This window comes from Psychrobacillus sp. L4, assembly GCF_042944905.1.
In the GTDB taxonomy this organism is placed as follows: Bacteria; Bacillota; Bacilli; order Bacillales_A; family Planococcaceae; genus Psychrobacillus.
The window spans coordinates 196,916-214,305 of record NZ_CP168496.1; the positions used below are offsets into that span (position 1 = coordinate 196,916).

Genomic DNA, 17,390 nt, shown 5'->3' on the forward strand with positions numbered 1-17,390 from the left:
TACTGTGTAACAAGATGGAAAACTAAATCTAATACTCTTATCAAGAGTGGCGGAGGGACTAGGCCCTACGATGCCCGGCAACCAACAAGTTCTGAACTTGGAAAGGTGCTAAATCCTACAAATTCAGATTCTGAATTTGGAAGATAAGAGGAGGAACATGCGAAACTGCACCCCTCTTCTTAAGTGAAGAGGGGTTTTTGTTTGTTCTAATACTCCTCTCCCGCCTCCCTAAGCATCCATCTAAACTACTTTACAGGAGGAATTTAAAATGACAAATCTTCAACCAGAAACACTTCTTTTACACGGTGGTCAGCAACCAGATCCAGTGACAGGTTCACGAGCGGTGCCTATCCACAAAACAACTTCTTTTGTATTTCGTGATACAGAGCACGCACAAAATCTTTTCGCATTAAAAGAGTCAGGCAATATTTATTCACGTATTACAAATCCAACAGTGGATGTCTTTGAACAACGAGTTGCATTACTAGAAGGTGGAACAGCTGCTGTTGCCTTATCTTCTGGAATGGCTGCAATTGCATTCTCCATTTTGAATATAGCGGGAGCGGGCGATGAAATCATTGCAGCGGAGAATTTATACGGTGGAACATTTAATTTATTTGCCCATACATTGCCGCGCTATGGTATTACAGTGAAATTTATCGATTCAACAGATCCAGAAAAATTCCGTGCAGCAGTGACAGACAAAACAAAAGGATTCTTTGCTGAAATTATTGGAAACCCGAGTTTAAATGTCCTTGATGTGGAGAAAGTCGCAGCAATTGCAAATGAAGTAGGGGTACCTTTACTTGTGGATAATACATTTGCAAGCCCGTATGGTGCAAATCCGATTAAACACGGTGCACATGTAGTTATCCATTCAGCAACAAAATGGATCGGCGGACATGGAACAACAATTGGAGGAGTAGTTGTAGATGGAGGAAATTTTAATTGGGATTCTAAAAAGTTCCCTGGATTTACAGAACCAGACGTAACCTATCATGGCTTACGATATGGAATTGATGTTCCAAACGTAGCGTTTGCAGTTAAGCTACGTGTTCAACTGCTTCGTGATTTCGGTCCTTCCTTAAGCCCGGAAGCAGCATTCTCTTTTTTACAAGGTTTAGAAACACTTCATCTGCGAGTACCAAAACATAATGAAAATGCACAAAAAATAGCAGAATATCTATCCAATCATGAAGGGGTAGAATGGGTTAACTACCTTGGGTTAGAAGAACACCCATCCTATGAACTTGCACAAAAATACTTAAACTATGGTTTCGGTTCTATCTTAACGTTTGGAGTGAAAGGTGGAAAAGAAGCAGGCCGACATATTATTGACAATATTGAAATTTGGTCGCATGTAGCAAATGTTGGGGATGCGAAATCACTAATTATCCATCCTTCATCTACAACTCATCAACAATTGACGCCAGAAGACTTAGTGAAATCTGGTGTTACAGAAGACTTAATCCGCTTGTCGGTAGGTCTAGAAGCGGTAGAGGATTTGCGAAATGCGCTTGATAAAGTACTTGTAGGAAGTACAAATGTCCTCTCTAGATAGAATTTTGTTGTTAATTGGGCAAAAATAGTCTACAATATGTAAAATAGTCAATCGGATTGAAAATTCGATATTTTATTAGAATATGTGGATGGAAGCTCAATTGTGCAGATTCATTTGGAGGAGAAAGTATGGCAAAAATAAAAGCAGCAATTCTTGGTTTTGGAACAGTGGGTCAAGGAATTTATCATATTGTGAATGAAAAAAAAGAAGACTTAAAAAACTCATTAGGATTGGACATCGAAATTAGTGCCATTCTCGTAAATAATTTAGCGAAAGAAAGAATACAAACACCTGGGGTACTCGTAACAGACGATTTCGAGGATATTATTAATATTCCAGGACTTCAAGTTGTGTTTGAAGCCATTGTGAATGAAGAGCCAGCATATGGCTATTTATGTAAAGCGATTGATAAAGGATGTCACGTGATTACGGCAAATAAAGTGATGTTTTCTAAATATAGTATTCCACTTCATGAACGTGCAAAATCACGTGGTGTATTTATCGGATACGAAGCAACCACAGCTGGTGGAGTTCCTGTTATTAAAACGTTGAAAAATTTACTTCAAGTGAATTCAGTGAAAAGAATTCAAGGAATATTAAACGGCACGTCTAACTACATTTTGACGCAAATGCGTTTAAATGAATGCCAGTTCAATGATGCATTAACAGAAGCACAAGATTTAGGCTATGCGGAAGCAGATCCGTATAATGACATTTCTGGTCAAGACGCATTTCGTAAGTTGATGATATTAAGTGCGCTTGCATTTAAGAAGCAACCAAATTGGGATGATGTGCGAGTGGTTGGAATTGACGGCATTTCATTAGAAGATGTGAAAAAAGCAAAGCAAGAAGGGCTTCGTTATCGCCATGTGGCAGAAATCGAGCAAGATGAAAATGGCGAACTTTTCGCTTCCGTAGGCCCACAACTTGTCGGTCCAGACCATCCTTTATATGCAATTGAAGCAGTAAACAATGCGGTCGCCCTAGATACAAACTATATCGGTACACTAACACTCGTTGGACCTGGAGCAGGAATGTACCCAACTGCAAGTGTCATGGTAGAGGATTACGCAGAAATCATCGGCAAACGAGCAGGGTTTATGATTACGATCTAAAATGTAAAAGGGTTTCCTCTTAATCGAAGTAAATTGTTCAGATGAGTGGTACAAAACATCAAACAACATCGCAAATATCAAAATAAAATAGTATGAACATATGTAAAAAGAAAAGGTACAATAGTCCGTTTCGGACTATTGTACCTTTAAATGTATTCACCAATATCCTAGTGAAGGTTGGATAAGTCTGCTTCAACCCTTGCTTGTAGTGGGTTCCTGTATGATGCTCATGCACTTAGACGGCAGTTTTACTGACAAATGGTAATTTGTTATAGGATAATGGCGATGTATTTGATGGGAAAAATATTAGAGGAAAAACTCCAAAGAGAAGGAAGTGCTAAACGATGAATTTAGAAATGGTTATGCAGGAGCTTGAAGCGCTTGGCAAGGAACGATCGAAAAAAATGTACATGTCCAATGGTGCACATGAGCCGCTTTTTGGTGTAGCAACAGGTGCTATGAAACCAATCGTAAAAAAAATAAAGATAAATCAGCCTTTAGCTGAAGAGCTGTATGCCACAGGGAACTATGATGCGATGTACTTTGCAGGCATTATTGCAGACCCAAAAGCTATGACGGAATCGGATTATGATCGTTGGATGGATGCGGCGTATTTCTATATGATATCCGATTTTGTAGTGGCCATAACGTTATCTGAGTCAGATATTGCGCAAGAAGTTGCTGATAAATGGATTGCAAGCGACGAGGAGCTGAGAATATCAGCGGGTTGGAGTTGCTACTGTTGGCTTCTAGGGAATCGAAAGGACGTTGAATTCTCAGAAAGTAAGATTTTCAATATGCTTGAAATGGTGAAAAATATGATTCATCATTCGCCAGAACGAGCGAAATCCTCTATGAATAATTTTGTATATACGGTGGGGATTTCCTATTTGCCACTCCATGAAAAGGCAGTCGAGACTGCAAAGGCAATAGGAATAGTTGAAGTCAAACGGGACGAGAAAAAAAGCAGTTTCCTAAATGCTTACGAAACCATTCAAAAAGGAGTCGATCAAGGAAGAATTGGTTTTAAACGCAAGCATGTAAGATGTTGAAGTAAGCTTCGCATCGCGAAATGATCTTCCATTATTTAAGGCTGTTTAGTTGGATAAGGTATAAATTGAATAGTTTAAAGTTATAGCGCATTTCTCTGTGAAAGAGCCATGATAAAAGGGCTTTCCCACAAATTGGGGAAAGCCCTTTTTATATGCATTAGTCTTCGTCTTTCACATCAATATCATCTGGAATCGGCGTGTTTCGCCACTCGTCAATTTGGCGTTTTATTTCTTCCACTTGCTGTAAATGTGTTTCAAATTGAGCGCTATTTACGTAATAATCTTCTCCGTCGAAAATAGCACGAATCTTTTTTTCCGCAATATACCGTTTTACTTGTTCAATAGGCATTGATAAATAATTTGCAGTTTCTTCTACTGTCATATACAAGGTAAATGCCTCCTATCATTATTAGTATATGATACGATTGTATGTATCTCAATATGTGCTATATGGAAAGTTAATAAAAGAAGAACCGGGGGAGTGAAAAAATGTCTTTTCTGCCATACATATTTGTATTACTTGGTGCCATTTTATGGGGTACGACGGGAACTGCGCAAACATTTTTACCGGATAGTGCCCACCCTTTTATTATTAGTGCTGGACGTTCTACAGTAGGTGGCTTTTCTCTATTAGTAATTATGATTCTATTAAAAAAAATTAATTTCAAAACATGGCCATGGAAAGAAACGTTATATGCAGCTATTTGTATTTCGCTATTTCAATTATTGTTTTTTTCATCGGTTTTATTAACAGGAGTTGCTATTGCAAGTGTTGTAGCAATTGGGAGTGCTCCAGTATTTTCAGGAATCATTGAATGGGTATTTCTAAAATTACGCCCATCTAAAATTTGGGGGATATCTACTTCATTTGCAATTGTAGGTTGTTTGTTTTTGTTTTTGAATAAAGGAGAAATTACCATCAACCCTATTGGCATCCTGTACTCACTTATCGCCGGGTTAATATTCGCCTTTTATACGCTTTCCAGTAAATCTTTGTTACAGAGAGTGGAAGCTATACCTGCTGTAGCAATGACCTTTTCCACTAGTGCGCTATTACTGATGCCTTTCTTCTTTATATATGATATTAGCTGGTTAAAGGATGCAGGAAACGTCGGGATAATCTTTTACTTAGGCCTTGCCACAACAAGTGTTGCGTATGTGTTGTATGCGAGAGGCCTACATAAAATTCCTTCCTCATCGGCGTTGACGCTGTCTTTAGCGGAACCAACGACAGCCGCTATTCTAGGGGTATTCATCGTGGGAGAAGTACTTGGTGGAATGTCTTGCATCGGCATACTGCTATTGCTAGGGAGTATTGTGGTTTTAACGGTTGGTAGTAAACCAAATAGAAAAGTAGCTTAATAAGTAAGTAGCTTCTTGAAAGCACTATCCTCAATTCAGGAGGATAGTGCTTTCAGAATTTTATTCCCCTAAACGCGCTGATTGGACTAACCTAAAATAATGAGACAATATAAAACACCTTCGATAGTGGTACACTTAAAACAAGTACTTAAATCGGAGGTGTTTTTGCATGGGCAAAAACGTGTATTCAAGTGAAATTAAATGGGCAGTCGTGAAAGATAAAATGAGCGGTCATCTTACGACGAAAGAAATTATGGAGAAATACGGAATTAAGAATAAATCTCAAATTGAGACATGGATGAGATGGTATAGAGCGAATGAAATTCATCGTTTCGATCAACCGATCGGGAAGCAATATTCATTTGGGCATGGACCTGAATTTAAGAGTGAAGAAGAGAAGAAAGATACACAAATGAACCATTTGAAAATGGAGAATGAGATTCTAAAAAAGTATATGGAAATGGTAAAGGAGTTGAAAAACAGCTAGTTCTTCAAATCGTGGAAAAGTATCGAAAAAAATATACAGTAACGGCAATTCTGTCAGCCCTTCAGGTGCCTCGATCCACCTTTTATCGTTGGTTAGCAGAAGGTGTAGAATACGTTCGAACCAAAGCAGAAGAAGCAATCATCGAACTATGCAAGAAAACGAAATACCGCAATGGTCATCGTAAAATTAAGGCGTTATTGAAAAGAGAATATGGAATTGAATTAGACCGCAATACGGTCCAGAAAACCATGCAGAAGTATAATCTTCAATGCAAAGTGAAGCAAAAACGAAAATGGAAATCACAAGGAGAGTCAGTAGTAATTGCCCCAAATTTATTGAATCGTAACTTTACAGCTAGTAAACCGAATGAAAAATGGGTAACAGATATTACGTATATTCAATATGGTAGCGTCACTTTATATCTTTCGACGATCATGGATTTATATAATAATGAAATTGTCGCTTATAAGCTCTACAATCATCAACAGACACCGTTGGTAATAGATACGCTTAAAGAGGCATTGATAGCTCGTGGAAATCCGCAGGAAGTCATTGTACATTCTGATCAAGGGAGTGTTTACACATCATATGCGTATCAGGATTGCTTGAAGGAGAATCATCTAGTGAGTAGCATGTCCAGACGCGGCAACTGTTGGGATAACGCTGTTATCGAATCCTATCATTCTAGTTTAAAAACAGAAGAATTTTATTTAACTAAGTTTAATTCATTGAGCAATATTTGCGTTATACAACGAATTGACGAATATCTTCATCATTACAATGAAGAACGTATCCAAGAAAAATTAGGCTACCTAACACCAAAAGAATTTGGCATTGCGGCAGCCTAAAATAGGTGTTTTATATGTGTCTCATATCGCTAGGTCAGTTCAGATTGGATAACTTTTTGTTCATTTTCCACTACATATTCCACAAAAATATGTTTACCTTTTTCTAACCCTTCAAAGAATGGGATCGCAACTTCAGATAGCCGCATTGCTTCTGTTGTACCTTCTAGATTTTCCACTTCGATGGAATGAAGATCTTGTTGTCCGATATAGATAACTTCTTGTTTCTCCACAACAAGCTTTTTAGGTGCTTCAGTAGCAATAGCTCCAGTCCACTTATAGGTGGTCTCGATTTTAAGATCATTAAGTCCATCTGCTGTTGACCAAACGACCAACTTATAAGTTCCGGTTGGTACTCCTGCAAGTTCTGCTTGGAGATTTAGCGGAATGATCCACTCTTCCCCTGGTTGTAGTTTGTTCTCTACTATCCCTTGCATAAACATTTTATTCGCGGAATACGTGTACATTATTTCCTTCGCTTCATTCAAAAGTTGAAACTCAATTTGCTGTCCGCTCGACGATGTCAGAACAACTTCCTTTTTTGATTCATTTTTGATAATAAAAGATCCTTCTCCATCCGCGGTTAGGTCAAGCCTTGTGGATATATTATTATCTTTGCCCTCGCTCCCTGTCGTAGAGTTAACATTACTAGTTCCGCAGCTCGCTAAAACGAGTAGGGAAGTACACAGTAGTAAAATCCAGGCAACTCCTTTTGCTTTTCTCATATATTGCACCTCCTGTTTAAGAATTAGACCATTATTTGGATAAAAAGTTACACTAGTTATAGCTTTTTTTTAAATGGTTGCTTCCAAGCTATAATTGGTTGCTCTTGTAGAAATTTAGTTGCTTTCATAGACAAATTGGTTGCTCTTCTAAGTGATTTGGTCTCGCTTCTCCATTTATTTCCTAAAACTAAAGAGTTTCTTAAGAATTTCTTCATATTTATCCTGCTGGAATGTTAAGAAATGAAGGGTACAATAAGAAACATAAGAGAGATTAGGGAAGGCATCCTGTGGCAACGGATGAATGACTCGCATTGTGCGGACTGAGGAGGTAAGAAGATGGCACAGTTTACAGTGTTAGTAACGGACGATGACCAAGATATTCGCGATGGTATTGAAATTTACTTAAAAAATGAAGGATATAACGTTCTAAAAGCTGCAGATGGATTAGAAGCACTGCAGTTAATAGAAGAAAATGAAGTTCATGTCATTATTTTAGATATTATGATGCCAAAAATGGACGGAATTGCAGCGACATTCAAAATTAGAGAGCAAAAAAACATTCCTATTATTATGCTGAGTGCAAAAGCGGAGGATTCAGATAAAATCCATGGATTATCGGTTGGAGCAGATGATTACGTGACGAAACCTTTCCATCCGATGGAGCTTGTGGCACGTGTGAAGTCGCAGTTACGGAGATACACGAAGCTAGGCACCTACCAAGGCCAGCAAAAAGTTATAGAAGTGGATGGACTGACGATAAATCAAGAAGCAAAGGAACTTACCGTCGAAGGAGAAATTGTCAAACTGACACCTATCGAATTTAAAATTACAGAGTTACTAATGGTCAATGCAGGACGTGTCTTTTCAATTAATGAAATATACGAGCGCGTTTGGAATGAACCCGCATACAACGCAGAAAATATTGTGGCGGTTCATATACGGAAAATACGAGAAAAAATTGAAGCAGATCCGAAAAATCCAAGATATCTAAAGGTGGTGTGGGGCGTTGGCTATAAAATCGACAAGTAAGTGGAGTGTCTATTTATCTTTACTAGCAATTGTTTGCGGGGTGATTTGTTTATTTTATTGTGTAGCCAATTTAATCCCATTTGTCGAAATTAGCCAAAGCTTTCTACAAATCATCCAAAACATGAAAGGGGGAGCTGCAGGATGAAGCATACAATAGGTAAAAATGTTTTACTTAGTGTACTGGGAGTCATTACGATGTTCGCACTTTTTACACTCATTGATGAAGGTCGTAATTTTATAGGGACAAGTTATTTTGATAGTAACAATTTTCAAAGTGAATTATCCCAATTTGAAACTTCTATTGTCCCACTAGTTTTGGCGGTTCCAGATAAAGAAAAAGTGAAGAAAAATATAACGGTGACAGCGGATGAAATAGAGGAATACCGTAATCGATTTGGAGATCTAGAAAGTCAGTTGGAGTCCATCAAGCAACAGTATGAAGAAACTACCACCACAGAAACAACAGTAGAAGAGGGAGCAACAGGAGGAACAATAACTGTAGCGCCTAAAGTAGCAACAGACAAAGCTTCGAATGCAGAACTTGATAAAAAGTTAGATGACATCACTAAAAATTTTACGGACGATAGTTATGTAGAAAAAAAGATTCGATTAGAAAAAGAAGCACAAGTCGATGCTTATTTTAAATCAATCGAAAGAGCTAAAAATGATTTCTTGAATGACAACGAAGACATTAACTATGACTTAAAAAATATAGAAACAGGCGAACGTTTTACAAACGGTGATATTTTTTCAAACGATGCATTTACAAAGAGATATTCAAGTAGCTATGGATATTTAAAAGAAAGAACTACATATGGAAATGAGATGGATTATTGGGATGTTCAAGAACTAATGGGTAACAAAATTGCACGATTTGAAGGTACAGTTGCTATTCCAAACAATAGTATTATTAATGGGCACAGAGCATATCAATACAAATCCTTTTTAACGAATCTACTAATTTTTTATGGAGTACTAGTAGCTGGTTTATTTGCTGCCATCGCTTTTGTATTGCTATGGAGAAAAAGTAGCGAGAAATTCCAACATGAGGCTTGGGAACGGAAGTATCGTAGCTTGCCGATAGATGTTCGAATAGGTTTGTTTTTTATAAGTGCTTTTATAGCAATTACGGCTACAAAAGTGCTAATAGACAATATTTTTTATTATAAAGGCTGGGATCTACCTATATTCACTAGTCTTTTCGCAATCCTTTTTACAGGTTTCACATTGTATCAATGGAGCTGGCTGCGAACAGGACTTGGCAAGATAAATTGGAAACAAAGTTTAATATATAGCTGGAGCAGATCATTGGAAGGGTTTTTCTTAAAGCGTTCCATCGGTGTTCAAACACTTATTATGTTGATTGTTATATTCTTTTGGGGATTTGGAACGATGATGGTATTCGCCGTACCAGAAGTTATTATTGTTTGGATTCCGGCTACTCTATTCATCGGTATTCCAGTTCTACTATTTTTATTATCTAGAATGGCTCACTTGAACCGAATCATCGTGAAAGCGGAGGAAATGGCAAGAGGCGTTATCGGAAATGAAATAGACGTAAAAGGGAAGTCACCAATTGCAGAGCATGCAGCAAGTTTGAACGAGCTTCGTGGTCGAATAAAATCTTCTCATTCCGAACAAGCAAAAAGTGAACGATTGAAAACCGAACTAATCACCAATGTAAGTCACGATTTACGGACACCATTAACATCCATCATTACGTATACCGATTTGTTGAAAAATCCAAACATAACGGATGAAGAGCGAGCATCCTATATTGCGATATTGGATAAAAAATCAATGCGATTGAAAACATTAATTGAAGATTTGTTTGAAGTGTCTAAAATGGCATCGGGCAATATGGAACTAGATAAGCGGAAAGTAGATCTAACACAATTATTGCAGCAAGCGATAGCTGAGCATCAAGAAGAAATTGATAAGTCAGGTCTAGAATATCGTATTTCTATCGGTATAAAACCAATTATGTCTTATGTAGACGGCCAAAAATGGTGGCGAGTACTCGATAACTTAATCATTAATACATTGAAATATACACTCCCGAATACACGAGTGTATATTAATTTAGACCAATTCGACAAGAAAGCGGTTTTCGTTATTAAAAACATAGCGAAGTATGAACTGGGTAATGACGTCAATGAATTAACCGAGCGATTCAAACGAGCAGACACTTCTCGACACACAGAAGGATCAGGTCTAGGCCTTGCAATTGCACAATCCATTGTGGATTTACACGGAGGCAGCCTACGAATGGAAGTAGACGGCGATTTATTTAAAGTAACTGTGAAAATAGCAACAGTATAACAAAAAGCGGGAAACCTGGTCCGAGGTTTCCCGCTTTTATTTGTGTAAAAATAATTTTAGTTGGAATTTTTCGTGATATAGTTAGAATAAAGAAAAAATAGTTAAAAAAACACCAAAAGGAGATGCTTATAATGACAATTTTAAATCAATTAAACTTCGCACGAATATATACATTAGGGAAAATTAATCAAAGCAATGAGGCGACTTGGGACGTAAAGCCAAATGGATTCAACAATACAATCCGATGGAACATAGGGCATATATTTGCAACAATGGAATCACTTACGAAGCGAGCGATTCCTTCTTATGAAATCGTGCACTCGGAATGGGCATCTCTTTTTGTTCCTGGAACAAATCCAGATAGCTGGGAAGCAGAACCACCAACAATGGAAGAGCTGATAAGCGCGCTAGAAAAACAGCCTGAACGAATAAAAGTGGTACTCGAAAATAATTTGCAAAATCCATTATCAGAACCAATGGCAATCGGGAAAATGTATCAAATGGATACGGTCGAAGCGATTGTGCAATTTATGGTTTGGCATGAAGGTATCCATGCTGGAATTATTCATGCTTTAAATCGCGCTACACAAGAGTAAAGTTTGAAAATTTATATTGTAGGATCAGTGGGGAGTGGCAAAACAACGTTAGCACGCAAAGTGGCAAGAAAGTTGCAAGTACCGCACTTTGAAACGGATAACTTTGTTTGGAGCCGTCATTCCCCTGGTGGTATTCGAAATGAAATCGAAGTGCGTGATCAGTTGCTAAAGGACGCAGTTGCACTTGATGAGTGGATTATCGAAGGTGTTCATATAGACTGGACAGATCCCGTGTTGCGAGCAGCTGATCAAATTATCTTTTTAGATATTTCTGTTAGAAAAAGAACCTGGCGAATAATTGCACGATACATTCGTCAGCTCTTAAAAGTTGAAAAAGCAAATTACAAACCGACACTCACTATTTTTCTCCGAATGTTCAAATGGAATAAGTACTTCGAAGAGCAAATGAAACCATCATTTCTAATGAAATTTAATAAATTTACTCATAAAGTACACCACTTTGTTACGGATAAAAAAGTAGAAGAGTGGTTGCAACGAATAGAAAGAGGATGATCTATGTAATCATCCTCTTTTCTTCAATTCTTCTATTTCACCTATCAAAAAATCCAACTTACTTTGGATTTGGTTAAATTGTTGCTTCTGTCGTATTTTTGCATTCCGGTCAATCTCGTCTCTCTGAAGTATTTCAGATAACTCAATGCCCTCACCTATAGTATCAATGATAAATCCGATCGAAATAATGACAGCTCCAATGATCCCTATGGTCAAACCTACACGAGAAGGCAGCTCGATATTTGGATCTTCAGGTAACATGTATACAAACATCCTTTACTCCGTCTTTTCATTAATATATGATGAACGACTCACAGACGTTATTTTTTCGGCGGAACAAGCTGATGCTCAAACGCATAGATAACTGCTTGCGTTCGGTCGCTTACTTCCAATTTTGATAGAATGTTACTGACATGTGTTTTTGCAGTTTTTAATGCAATAAAAAGGGAGTCCGCTATGTCTTGGTTCGTTTTGCCTTCTGCCATAAGAAGCAGTACTTCGAGCTCTCGGTCCGTTAAGTCTTCATGCAAAGAATGGGTGGAACCTTGGCGCATGCGCTTCATCATTTTATTCGTAACTTCCGGCTCTAATACGGCATCTCCGTTTAATGTTTTTCGAATGGATTCGGCAATATGAGTAGCTTTTGAAGTTTTTAATAAATAACTAATTGCTCCTGCTTCGAGGGCAGGGTAAACTTTGTCATCATCAATAAAGCTCGTTACAATCATCACTTTTGCTTCTGGCCACTTTTGTACAATTTCGCGTGTAGCCTCTGCACCATTCATAATGGGCATCACCATATCCATTAAAATAATATCGGGTTTATGGATGAGCGCCATGTCAACCGCTTCGCGACCATTCACCGCTTCTGCGACAACTTCCATATCAGGCTGAGCCTGCAAGTAAGCAGACACGCCAATGCGTACCATTTCATGATCATCCGCTAATAATATTCGAATCATATTCTCGCTCCTCTTCATGTTCAGTCTCTTGGGTACTTGCGCTTCTCTCAATTGGCAGTTTCACTTCAACAATTGTTCCCTGTGATGGGACGGATACTACTTTGCAAGTAGCTCCTATTTCAACCGCTCTTTCCTTGACGTTATCCAAGCCGTAAGAACCTGTTTTCCCGTCTGAGACATCAAAGCCGATCCCATTATCCTGTACACGGAAAATAGCGAGATTGTCTCGTTCCACGAATAATATGTCTACTTCTGTCGCTTTTGCATGTCGCAAAGTATTTGATAATGTTTCCTGAGCGATTCGGAATAAATGATCCTCTGCACCTTTTGGTAAGGAAACCTCTTCTAGTCGGTAACGAATCGTAAAAAATACCTTCTGCTGAAGTTCTATAAGCAGCTCTTCCATTCCTTGCTTTAACGTCTTATTATGCAGGGCTGCTGGACGTAAATGAAGTAACAATGCTCGCATTTCTAACTGAGCTTGTTGTACAATCTTTTCTGTTTGAAGCAATGTTTTTGGTGCTTCTCTTTGTTGCGACTCTTCTATTTCTACCATGGTAGTAAGGAGCATGGATGCGGCGAACAATTGCTGTGAAACCGAATCATGCAGCTCTCTTGCCAAGCGCTGTCTTTCTTGCACGATTCGTTCTTGAATAACTTTATCTTGGGCTTCTGCTTTTTCATTCGTAATACGTTGCAATGTTTTTCGTTGGGTTAAGATGAGCTGCTCTAATTGATTGGTCGTGACATGTAGTCGCTTAGAGTAAGCATATTTTTTCTTAGTTGGTACAAATGATTCTGCCTCTAACAAGGGTCTTAAGCTTTTCTCAATTTTCTTTTCTTGATCGCGTACTTTTAGTAGCGTGTTCAATGAAAAGCTAAAACTCATAAACGCTAATACCATAATAATCCAAGCACCTAAAGGGATTTGTGCATATGTAGTCTCTAGTAATGACCACCATTCTGCATCATTAGGCCATCCCCAAAGTGCATATAAAAGAACTGTCGCAAGCGCTAATAAAATCAGAAAAAAGGAAAATCCTTGACCGAAGAATATCTTCATTTACGAATCACCTCGATATCCCCGATCCATGTGGAAACAGTGATGACTAGCTCCGAAGCATAAGTAACGTCCTCTAAATACCCATCCTTTAGCACGACCGATTGATTCCATAAACGTTGAATTCCACGACCAAAAATGTTCGCTTCTCCAATTATCGTTGCATAATGTAGCCTAACCGGTACTTCATATGGAACATAAATTGTTACCTTTCCAAGTGATTGACGAATGGAAATAAAGGAAGTACCCTTTGGCAAAACAGTCTCTGTCACATCAATCACATGCTCCCCGTAGAAACTTTGCACATGAACATCTTGCCATTCATACGCATTAAAGGGGGTAGTTTGAGCAGAAAAAAGTTTGTTCTGAATGATACTATTAGGAGTTTCTTCATATACAGTGTCAAATGGTCGTATCATTTGACGAATCGGTTCATTTCTCCAAAGTTTATAAAGTACATATATCATGATACCGATAAGCAGCAGACGTAGACTCCACATAGAAAAAATAGCGATGACAATAAAAATACATCCACCCCAGAATAAAAAACGTGCACGTCTTCGTAAACTAAAATAAATCATCCCGATGCCAAGAAGGACCAATACAATGCTGCCATTTCCAAAAACAGTCGCCTCGATAAACATCAGAAAAACAAAACAAATGAGAATAAACGCAAGCTTGTTTGTTTGGTTTTCTTTCATATTAAGTATTCCTCCTTCTTCACACAAAGATATGGAGGAGAAGATTCCTTCCCCTCTTAAAATTAGATACAAAGTATACTATCGGGACTCTAACACTTTTGCTCCGAGAGCTCTGTCCGCCTATACGAGAACGATCCCCGTCGGAACGAGAGCAATCGCCGTCGATACGAGAGCACTTACGCTTTTCTTATAGTTTACACAATTTCCGCTTTAGGTTGTGCATTTTTTTCTAACATTTCTAAACGTTGTTCCATAGAAGTGACTTCATGTTCTTTTTCTATCTTTGTTCCAAGGCGTTCAATGTATTGTTCCATCTCTTGGAAAGTTCCGAAACTCTTTTCTTTTTGTTCTGGTTGTAGAATACGATCCATTTGGTGATGAGCACGTGTAACGTTTTCTTTGCCCATTAATTGCAATTGACGAACTTTCATATCTTTAATTTTATGTTTCATCTCTTCGTATTTACGCTCTAGACCGAATAATTCTTCAGTTGTTTGCAAAATGCTATTTTGTAAAACAGAAGTTCTTTCGCTGTAAGCATCCACTTCTGCTTGGGCAAATGCCATTAAATCTTCTTCGCCACTAACTGTTGCAAGCTCTACTTGAGTTTTGCGCTTTTCAACCATTAGTAGTGTCTCTCCAAGTTCTTTTTCAAGCGCTTGTTTTAATTTTCCTTGGCGTTCTAACCATTTACCAGTTTGTTCTGTTTGTTTCTCCGCTTCACGAATGTATTGATTGAGCATCGCGATTGGATTTTTCTCTTCTTTCTTATCAAACAGTTTGTGTAAGTCTGCCTCTACTGAATATTTTAGTCTTTTAAAAAGTGATGTCATTTTATTTTCCTCCTTATTTTGAAAGTTCATTCCATTGTTTTTCGAAATTTACAAATGGGTCATCCGATTTTACGGTTGATTTAGTAAAACAAAATGATTGTTTATTCCACTTCTTAACTACATATAACACTACTACGATTGCTAAAATTCCGAAGAAACCAGGTACGTTTGCAACCGCTGAAAATAGTCCGATGATTCCTGCAGTTGCCCAAAATATTTTCAAAAACGTAGAATCGCTTTTCAAGTAAAAATGTACCCCCGCAAAAACAACAAATGCTGATATTGCAAGACCTATTAAAGAACCTAAGCTAGCTAATGCAACTATTCCTGCGATTATACCGAGTGCCAATAAGCCAAATTTTTTCATATGATTATTCCTCCCTTCGTTTGTATACATAGCTTATCAATTTCACCAGCTTATCCAAACGGGCTAGAACATGATTTTCATATCGGTCTTGAGGCTTAGGGGAGAGTAGTCCTATAAAATCTGCTATACTAAATGAAAAATACAAATACTGGGGAACTGAAATGAAAAGAATTGGTGCTGCTACATTAGTAATCATCTTATATTCGGCAATTGTCTTTTACTTTGGGTGGACAGTAGTCACCTGGCTTGAAGTATTCTTTCCTATAAACTACTGGCTTTTTGGAATTGTCTGGGCGCTTATCGCATATGGATTTATCATTGGAAGAATCAATCATAGTTTGCGGTTATTTAGTATTGCGGGATCTTACTGGATGATTATTATGGAATATGGGGTGCTTCTTTTTCCAATTGCCACATTAATAACGTGGATTTTCCCAAGTCAATTAAAAATAGTAGGTTGGATTGTTTTCCTTTTATTTGCATGGATTTTGGTAAAAGGCACGTATAATGCGTATACGCCAATAGTTCGCGAACTTTCTATTAAAATGCCTAAACAGAATTCCAATCTTACAGAAGTAAAAGTAGTTGTTGCATCTGATTTTCACTTGGGTTTATTATCCAATAAAACGCATTTAAAAAGATTTGTGAAAAAAGCAAACGAAGCACAACCAGATTTAATATTACTCGTTGGGGATTTAGTGGATGACGATCCAATTTGGTTCGTGAAAAATGGCATGTCCGAAGTGATGAAGCAACTAACTTCCACGTATGGTGTATATGGGGTACTCGGAAATCATGAATACTACGGCAAAAAAATTCCGCTTTTAGTAGAAGAGATGGAAGCATCGAATGTCCACATGTTATTAGATGAAACTATTTTGTTAGCAGATTCGTTTTATTTAACTGGCAGGGAAGACTTGACGAATAAAGAAAGAAAGCAGCTTTCCGATTTAGCACCAGATCAACGTAACCTTCCATGGTTTGTTATGGATCATACGCCTTCAAATTTATTGATTCCCGAAAAAGAGGGAGTAGATTTTCACGTGTCTGGTCATACCCATCGAGGACAAATGTGGCCAAATCATTTATTTACAAGGAAATTATTTGAACTCGATTATGGGTATAAACAAAAAGGAAACTTGCATGCAATTGTTTCCTCTGGATTTGGTTTCTGGGGTCCTCCAATTCGTTTAGGTAGTCAATCGGAACTATGGGCGATACATATTAAGCTAGAGGACGTGAAACTATAATGGAAGCATGGATTACGGACTGGCTCAGTCAGTTTGGTTATCTAGGCGTATTTTTGTTAATTTTGATCGAAAATATTTTTCCGCCAATTCCTTCCGAAGTCATTTTAACACTCGGTGGGTTTATGACGACAACGACAACGATGACTAGGTTAGGAATTGTTATTGCGTCAACTGCTGGTTCGGTCGGAGGAGCCGCTATTTTATATTGGATTGGTACATTATTAGATGTAAATCGTTTGGAGAAAATTGTGCAGAAGTACGGTAAGTTGTTGCGACTAACGACTAAAGATATTCAAAAAGCCAATGTGTGGTTTGATAAGTATGGTGTATGGGCCGTGTTTTTCGGAAGACTAGTTCCACTTGTTAGAAGCCTTATTTCGATTCCTGCGGGGATGTCGAAGATGAGTTTTGGTTTATTTCTTTTATTCACGACATTAGGGACGTTGATCTGGAATACGGTGTTAGTTTCGGTAGGAGCAGCGGTCGGTGAAAATTGGGATGAAATTGTAAGGTATATGGATATATACTCCAATGTAGTGTATATTATTTTAGCGATTATTGGTATTATATTTTTAGTTTGGTATTTCAAAAAACGTAACTAAGGAGATCT

Annotated in this window: 20 protein-coding genes and 1 riboswitch; of the genes, 11 read left to right on the forward strand and 9 right to left on the reverse strand. The window is 37.9% G+C overall.

The genetic code is table 11. From position 1 onward, the window contains the following. The first annotated feature begins 34 nt into the window (after nucleotides 1-34). Nucleotides 35-150: riboswitch (SAM riboswitch) on the forward strand. Nucleotides 151-268: 118 nt separating this feature from the next. The 3 genes from ACEPXG_RS01045 (at nucleotide 269) to ACEPXG_RS01055 (ending at nucleotide 3,728) form a co-directional block, all read left to right on the forward strand. Next, nucleotides 269-1,561, forward strand: a complete 1,293-nt coding sequence (locus tag ACEPXG_RS01045; protein ID WP_391206488.1) for an O-acetylhomoserine aminocarboxypropyltransferase/cysteine synthase family protein — start codon at nucleotides 269-271, stop codon at nucleotides 1,559-1,561. A gap of 128 nt (nucleotides 1,562-1,689) precedes the next feature. Beyond that, nucleotides 1,690-2,676 carry a homoserine dehydrogenase gene (locus ACEPXG_RS01050; protein ID WP_391206490.1) on the forward strand — a complete coding sequence of 329 codons (987 nt, stop codon included), beginning with the start codon at nucleotides 1,690-1,692 and terminating at the stop codon, nucleotides 2,674-2,676. Between the two features lie 344 nt (nucleotides 2,677-3,020). Further along, nucleotides 3,021-3,728, forward strand: coding sequence for a DNA alkylation repair protein (locus tag ACEPXG_RS01055; protein WP_391206492.1), 708 nt, complete (start codon nucleotides 3,021-3,023; stop codon nucleotides 3,726-3,728). A 157-nt stretch (nucleotides 3,729-3,885) separates the two neighbouring features. Here the strand turns inward: ACEPXG_RS01055 and ACEPXG_RS01060 are convergent, their stop codons facing one another. Continuing rightward, nucleotides 3,886-4,116 carry an excisionase family DNA-binding protein gene (locus ACEPXG_RS01060; protein ID WP_391119083.1) on the reverse strand — a complete coding sequence of 77 codons (231 nt, stop codon included), beginning with the start codon at nucleotides 4,114-4,116 and terminating at the stop codon, nucleotides 3,886-3,888. Between the two features lie 101 nt (nucleotides 4,117-4,217). Here ACEPXG_RS01060 and ACEPXG_RS01065 point away from each other — a divergent pair, with 101 nt between their 5' ends. Continuing rightward, nucleotides 4,218-5,090, forward strand: a complete 873-nt coding sequence (locus ACEPXG_RS01065; RefSeq protein ID WP_391206495.1) for an EamA family transporter — start codon at nucleotides 4,218-4,220, stop codon at nucleotides 5,088-5,090. 169 nt (nucleotides 5,091-5,259) lie between these two features. Beyond that, nucleotides 5,260-6,425 (forward strand): IS3 family transposase gene (locus ACEPXG_RS01070; RefSeq protein WP_391202224.1). Its coding sequence is split into 2 segments (ribosomal slippage): nucleotides 5,260-5,536 and nucleotides 5,536-6,425, totalling 1,167 coding nucleotides; the frame shifts between segments, so codons are not numbered across the junction. A gap of 29 nt (nucleotides 6,426-6,454) precedes the next feature. On the opposite strand, the gene ACEPXG_RS01075 is transcribed toward ACEPXG_RS01070, so the two are convergent. Together ACEPXG_RS01075 and ACEPXG_RS01080 are read right to left on the reverse strand one after the other, a co-directional pair. Then, nucleotides 6,455-7,147: a BsuPI-related putative proteinase inhibitor gene (locus ACEPXG_RS01075; RefSeq protein ID WP_391206498.1), complete on the reverse strand. Its 693-nt coding sequence runs from the start codon at nucleotides 7,145-7,147 to the stop codon at nucleotides 6,455-6,457. Between the two features lie 56 nt (nucleotides 7,148-7,203). Further along, nucleotides 7,204-7,362 carry a hypothetical protein gene (locus ACEPXG_RS01080; RefSeq protein ID WP_391206501.1) on the reverse strand — a complete coding sequence of 53 codons (159 nt, stop codon included), beginning with the start codon at nucleotides 7,360-7,362 and terminating at the stop codon, nucleotides 7,204-7,206. Nucleotides 7,363-7,483: 121 nt separating this feature from the next. On the opposite strand from ACEPXG_RS01080, the gene ACEPXG_RS01085 reads away from it, so the two are divergent. The 4 genes from ACEPXG_RS01085 (at nucleotide 7,484) to ACEPXG_RS01100 (ending at nucleotide 11,607) form a co-directional block, all read left to right on the forward strand. After that, the gene (locus ACEPXG_RS01085; RefSeq protein ID WP_391206504.1) at nucleotides 7,484-8,176 is read left to right on the forward strand and encodes a response regulator transcription factor; all 693 of its coding nucleotides are present in this window, start codon (nucleotides 7,484-7,486) and stop codon (nucleotides 8,174-8,176) included. 141 nt (nucleotides 8,177-8,317) lie between these two features. Next, nucleotides 8,318-10,498: a sensor histidine kinase gene (locus tag ACEPXG_RS01090; protein WP_391206507.1), complete on the forward strand. Its 2,181-nt coding sequence runs from the start codon at nucleotides 8,318-8,320 to the stop codon at nucleotides 10,496-10,498. 131 nt (nucleotides 10,499-10,629) lie between these two features. Further along, nucleotides 10,630-11,094: a DinB family protein gene (locus ACEPXG_RS01095; protein WP_391206509.1), complete on the forward strand. Its 465-nt coding sequence runs from the start codon at nucleotides 10,630-10,632 to the stop codon at nucleotides 11,092-11,094. A 3-nt stretch (nucleotides 11,095-11,097) separates the two neighbouring features. Next, complete coding sequence (locus tag ACEPXG_RS01100) at nucleotides 11,098-11,607, forward strand: AAA family ATPase (protein WP_391206512.1); 510 nt, start codon at nucleotides 11,098-11,100, stop codon at nucleotides 11,605-11,607. 9 nt (nucleotides 11,608-11,616) lie between these two features. Here the strand turns inward: ACEPXG_RS01100 and ACEPXG_RS01105 are convergent, their stop codons facing one another. The 6 genes from ACEPXG_RS01105 to ACEPXG_RS01130 form a co-directional block, all read right to left on the reverse strand. Beyond that, complete coding sequence (locus ACEPXG_RS01105; RefSeq protein WP_391206515.1) at nucleotides 11,617-11,868, reverse strand: hypothetical protein; 252 nt, start codon at nucleotides 11,866-11,868, stop codon at nucleotides 11,617-11,619. 59 nt (nucleotides 11,869-11,927) lie between these two features. Continuing rightward, nucleotides 11,928-12,569 carry a response regulator gene (locus tag ACEPXG_RS01110; RefSeq protein ID WP_391206518.1) on the reverse strand — a complete coding sequence of 214 codons (642 nt, stop codon included), beginning with the start codon at nucleotides 12,567-12,569 and terminating at the stop codon, nucleotides 11,928-11,930. Continuing rightward, on the reverse strand, nucleotides 12,544-13,632 hold the full coding sequence (locus ACEPXG_RS01115; protein WP_391206521.1) for a sensor histidine kinase: 1,089 nt from the start codon (nucleotides 13,630-13,632) through the stop codon (nucleotides 12,544-12,546). Before ACEPXG_RS01115 ends, ACEPXG_RS01110 begins: the two co-directional genes overlap by 26 nt. After that, nucleotides 13,629-14,330 carry a cell wall-active antibiotics response protein LiaF gene (gene liaF, locus ACEPXG_RS01120; RefSeq protein ID WP_391206524.1) on the reverse strand — a complete coding sequence of 234 codons (702 nt, stop codon included), beginning with the start codon at nucleotides 14,328-14,330 and terminating at the stop codon, nucleotides 13,629-13,631. Before liaF ends, ACEPXG_RS01115 begins: the two co-directional genes overlap by 4 nt. A gap of 194 nt (nucleotides 14,331-14,524) precedes the next feature. Further along, the gene (locus tag ACEPXG_RS01125; RefSeq protein ID WP_391206527.1) at nucleotides 14,525-15,163 is read right to left on the reverse strand and encodes a PspA/IM30 family protein; all 639 of its coding nucleotides are present in this window, start codon (nucleotides 15,161-15,163) and stop codon (nucleotides 14,525-14,527) included. A gap of 13 nt (nucleotides 15,164-15,176) precedes the next feature. Then, nucleotides 15,177-15,530, reverse strand: a complete 354-nt coding sequence (locus ACEPXG_RS01130) for an ABC transporter permease (protein WP_391206530.1) — start codon at nucleotides 15,528-15,530, stop codon at nucleotides 15,177-15,179. Nucleotides 15,531-15,691: 161 nt separating this feature from the next. Here ACEPXG_RS01130 and ACEPXG_RS01135 point away from each other — a divergent pair, with 161 nt between their 5' ends. Both ACEPXG_RS01135 and ACEPXG_RS01140 read left to right on the forward strand, forming a co-directional pair. After that, on the forward strand, nucleotides 15,692-16,780 hold the full coding sequence (locus tag ACEPXG_RS01135; RefSeq protein WP_391206532.1) for a metallophosphoesterase: 1,089 nt from the start codon (nucleotides 15,692-15,694) through the stop codon (nucleotides 16,778-16,780). Next, on the forward strand, nucleotides 16,780-17,382 hold the full coding sequence (locus ACEPXG_RS01140) for a DedA family protein (RefSeq protein WP_391206535.1): 603 nt from the start codon (nucleotides 16,780-16,782) through the stop codon (nucleotides 17,380-17,382). The genes ACEPXG_RS01135 and ACEPXG_RS01140 overlap by 1 nt, the downstream gene beginning before the upstream one ends. The last annotated feature ends 8 nt before the right edge of the window (nucleotides 17,383-17,390 follow it).

What these genes read in the sequence shown, in the direction of transcription:
- ACEPXG_RS01140 (WP_391206535.1), top strand. Translation starts at nt 16,780, where the DNA reads ATGGAAGCATGGATTACGGACTGGCTCAGTCAGTTTGGTTATCTAGGC.
- ACEPXG_RS01125 (WP_391206527.1), bottom strand. Translation starts at nt 15,163, where the DNA reads ATGACATCACTTTTTAAAAGACTAAAATATTCAGTAGAGGCAGACTTA.
- liaF (WP_391206524.1), bottom strand. Translation starts at nt 14,330, where the DNA reads ATGAAAGAAAACCAAACAAACAAGCTTGCGTTTATTCTCATTTGTTTT.
- ACEPXG_RS01085 (WP_391206504.1), top strand. Translation starts at nt 7,484, where the DNA reads ATGGCACAGTTTACAGTGTTAGTAACGGACGATGACCAAGATATTCGC.
- ACEPXG_RS01105 (WP_391206515.1), bottom strand. Translation starts at nt 11,868, where the DNA reads ATGTTACCTGAAGATCCAAATATCGAGCTGCCTTCTCGTGTAGGTTTG.
- ACEPXG_RS01115 (WP_391206521.1), bottom strand. Translation starts at nt 13,632, where the DNA reads ATGAAGATATTCTTCGGTCAAGGATTTTCCTTTTTTCTGATTTTATTA.
- ACEPXG_RS01110 (WP_391206518.1), bottom strand. Translation starts at nt 12,569, where the DNA reads ATGATTCGAATATTATTAGCGGATGATCATGAAATGGTACGCATTGGC.
- ACEPXG_RS01135 (WP_391206532.1), top strand. Translation starts at nt 15,692, where the DNA reads ATGAAAAGAATTGGTGCTGCTACATTAGTAATCATCTTATATTCGGCA.
- ACEPXG_RS01095 (WP_391206509.1), top strand. Translation starts at nt 10,630, where the DNA reads ATGACAATTTTAAATCAATTAAACTTCGCACGAATATATACATTAGGG.
- ACEPXG_RS01055 (WP_391206492.1), top strand. Translation starts at nt 3,021, where the DNA reads ATGAATTTAGAAATGGTTATGCAGGAGCTTGAAGCGCTTGGCAAGGAA.
- ACEPXG_RS01050 (WP_391206490.1), top strand. Translation starts at nt 1,690, where the DNA reads ATGGCAAAAATAAAAGCAGCAATTCTTGGTTTTGGAACAGTGGGTCAA.
- ACEPXG_RS01065 (WP_391206495.1), top strand. Translation starts at nt 4,218, where the DNA reads ATGTCTTTTCTGCCATACATATTTGTATTACTTGGTGCCATTTTATGG.
- ACEPXG_RS01130 (WP_391206530.1), bottom strand. Translation starts at nt 15,530, where the DNA reads ATGAAAAAATTTGGCTTATTGGCACTCGGTATAATCGCAGGAATAGTT.
- ACEPXG_RS01045 (WP_391206488.1), top strand. Translation starts at nt 269, where the DNA reads ATGACAAATCTTCAACCAGAAACACTTCTTTTACACGGTGGTCAGCAA.
- ACEPXG_RS01075 (WP_391206498.1), bottom strand. Translation starts at nt 7,147, where the DNA reads ATGAGAAAAGCAAAAGGAGTTGCCTGGATTTTACTACTGTGTACTTCC.
- ACEPXG_RS01090 (WP_391206507.1), top strand. Translation starts at nt 8,318, where the DNA reads ATGAAGCATACAATAGGTAAAAATGTTTTACTTAGTGTACTGGGAGTC.
- ACEPXG_RS01080 (WP_391206501.1), bottom strand. Translation starts at nt 7,362, where the DNA reads ATGAAGAAATTCTTAAGAAACTCTTTAGTTTTAGGAAATAAATGGAGA.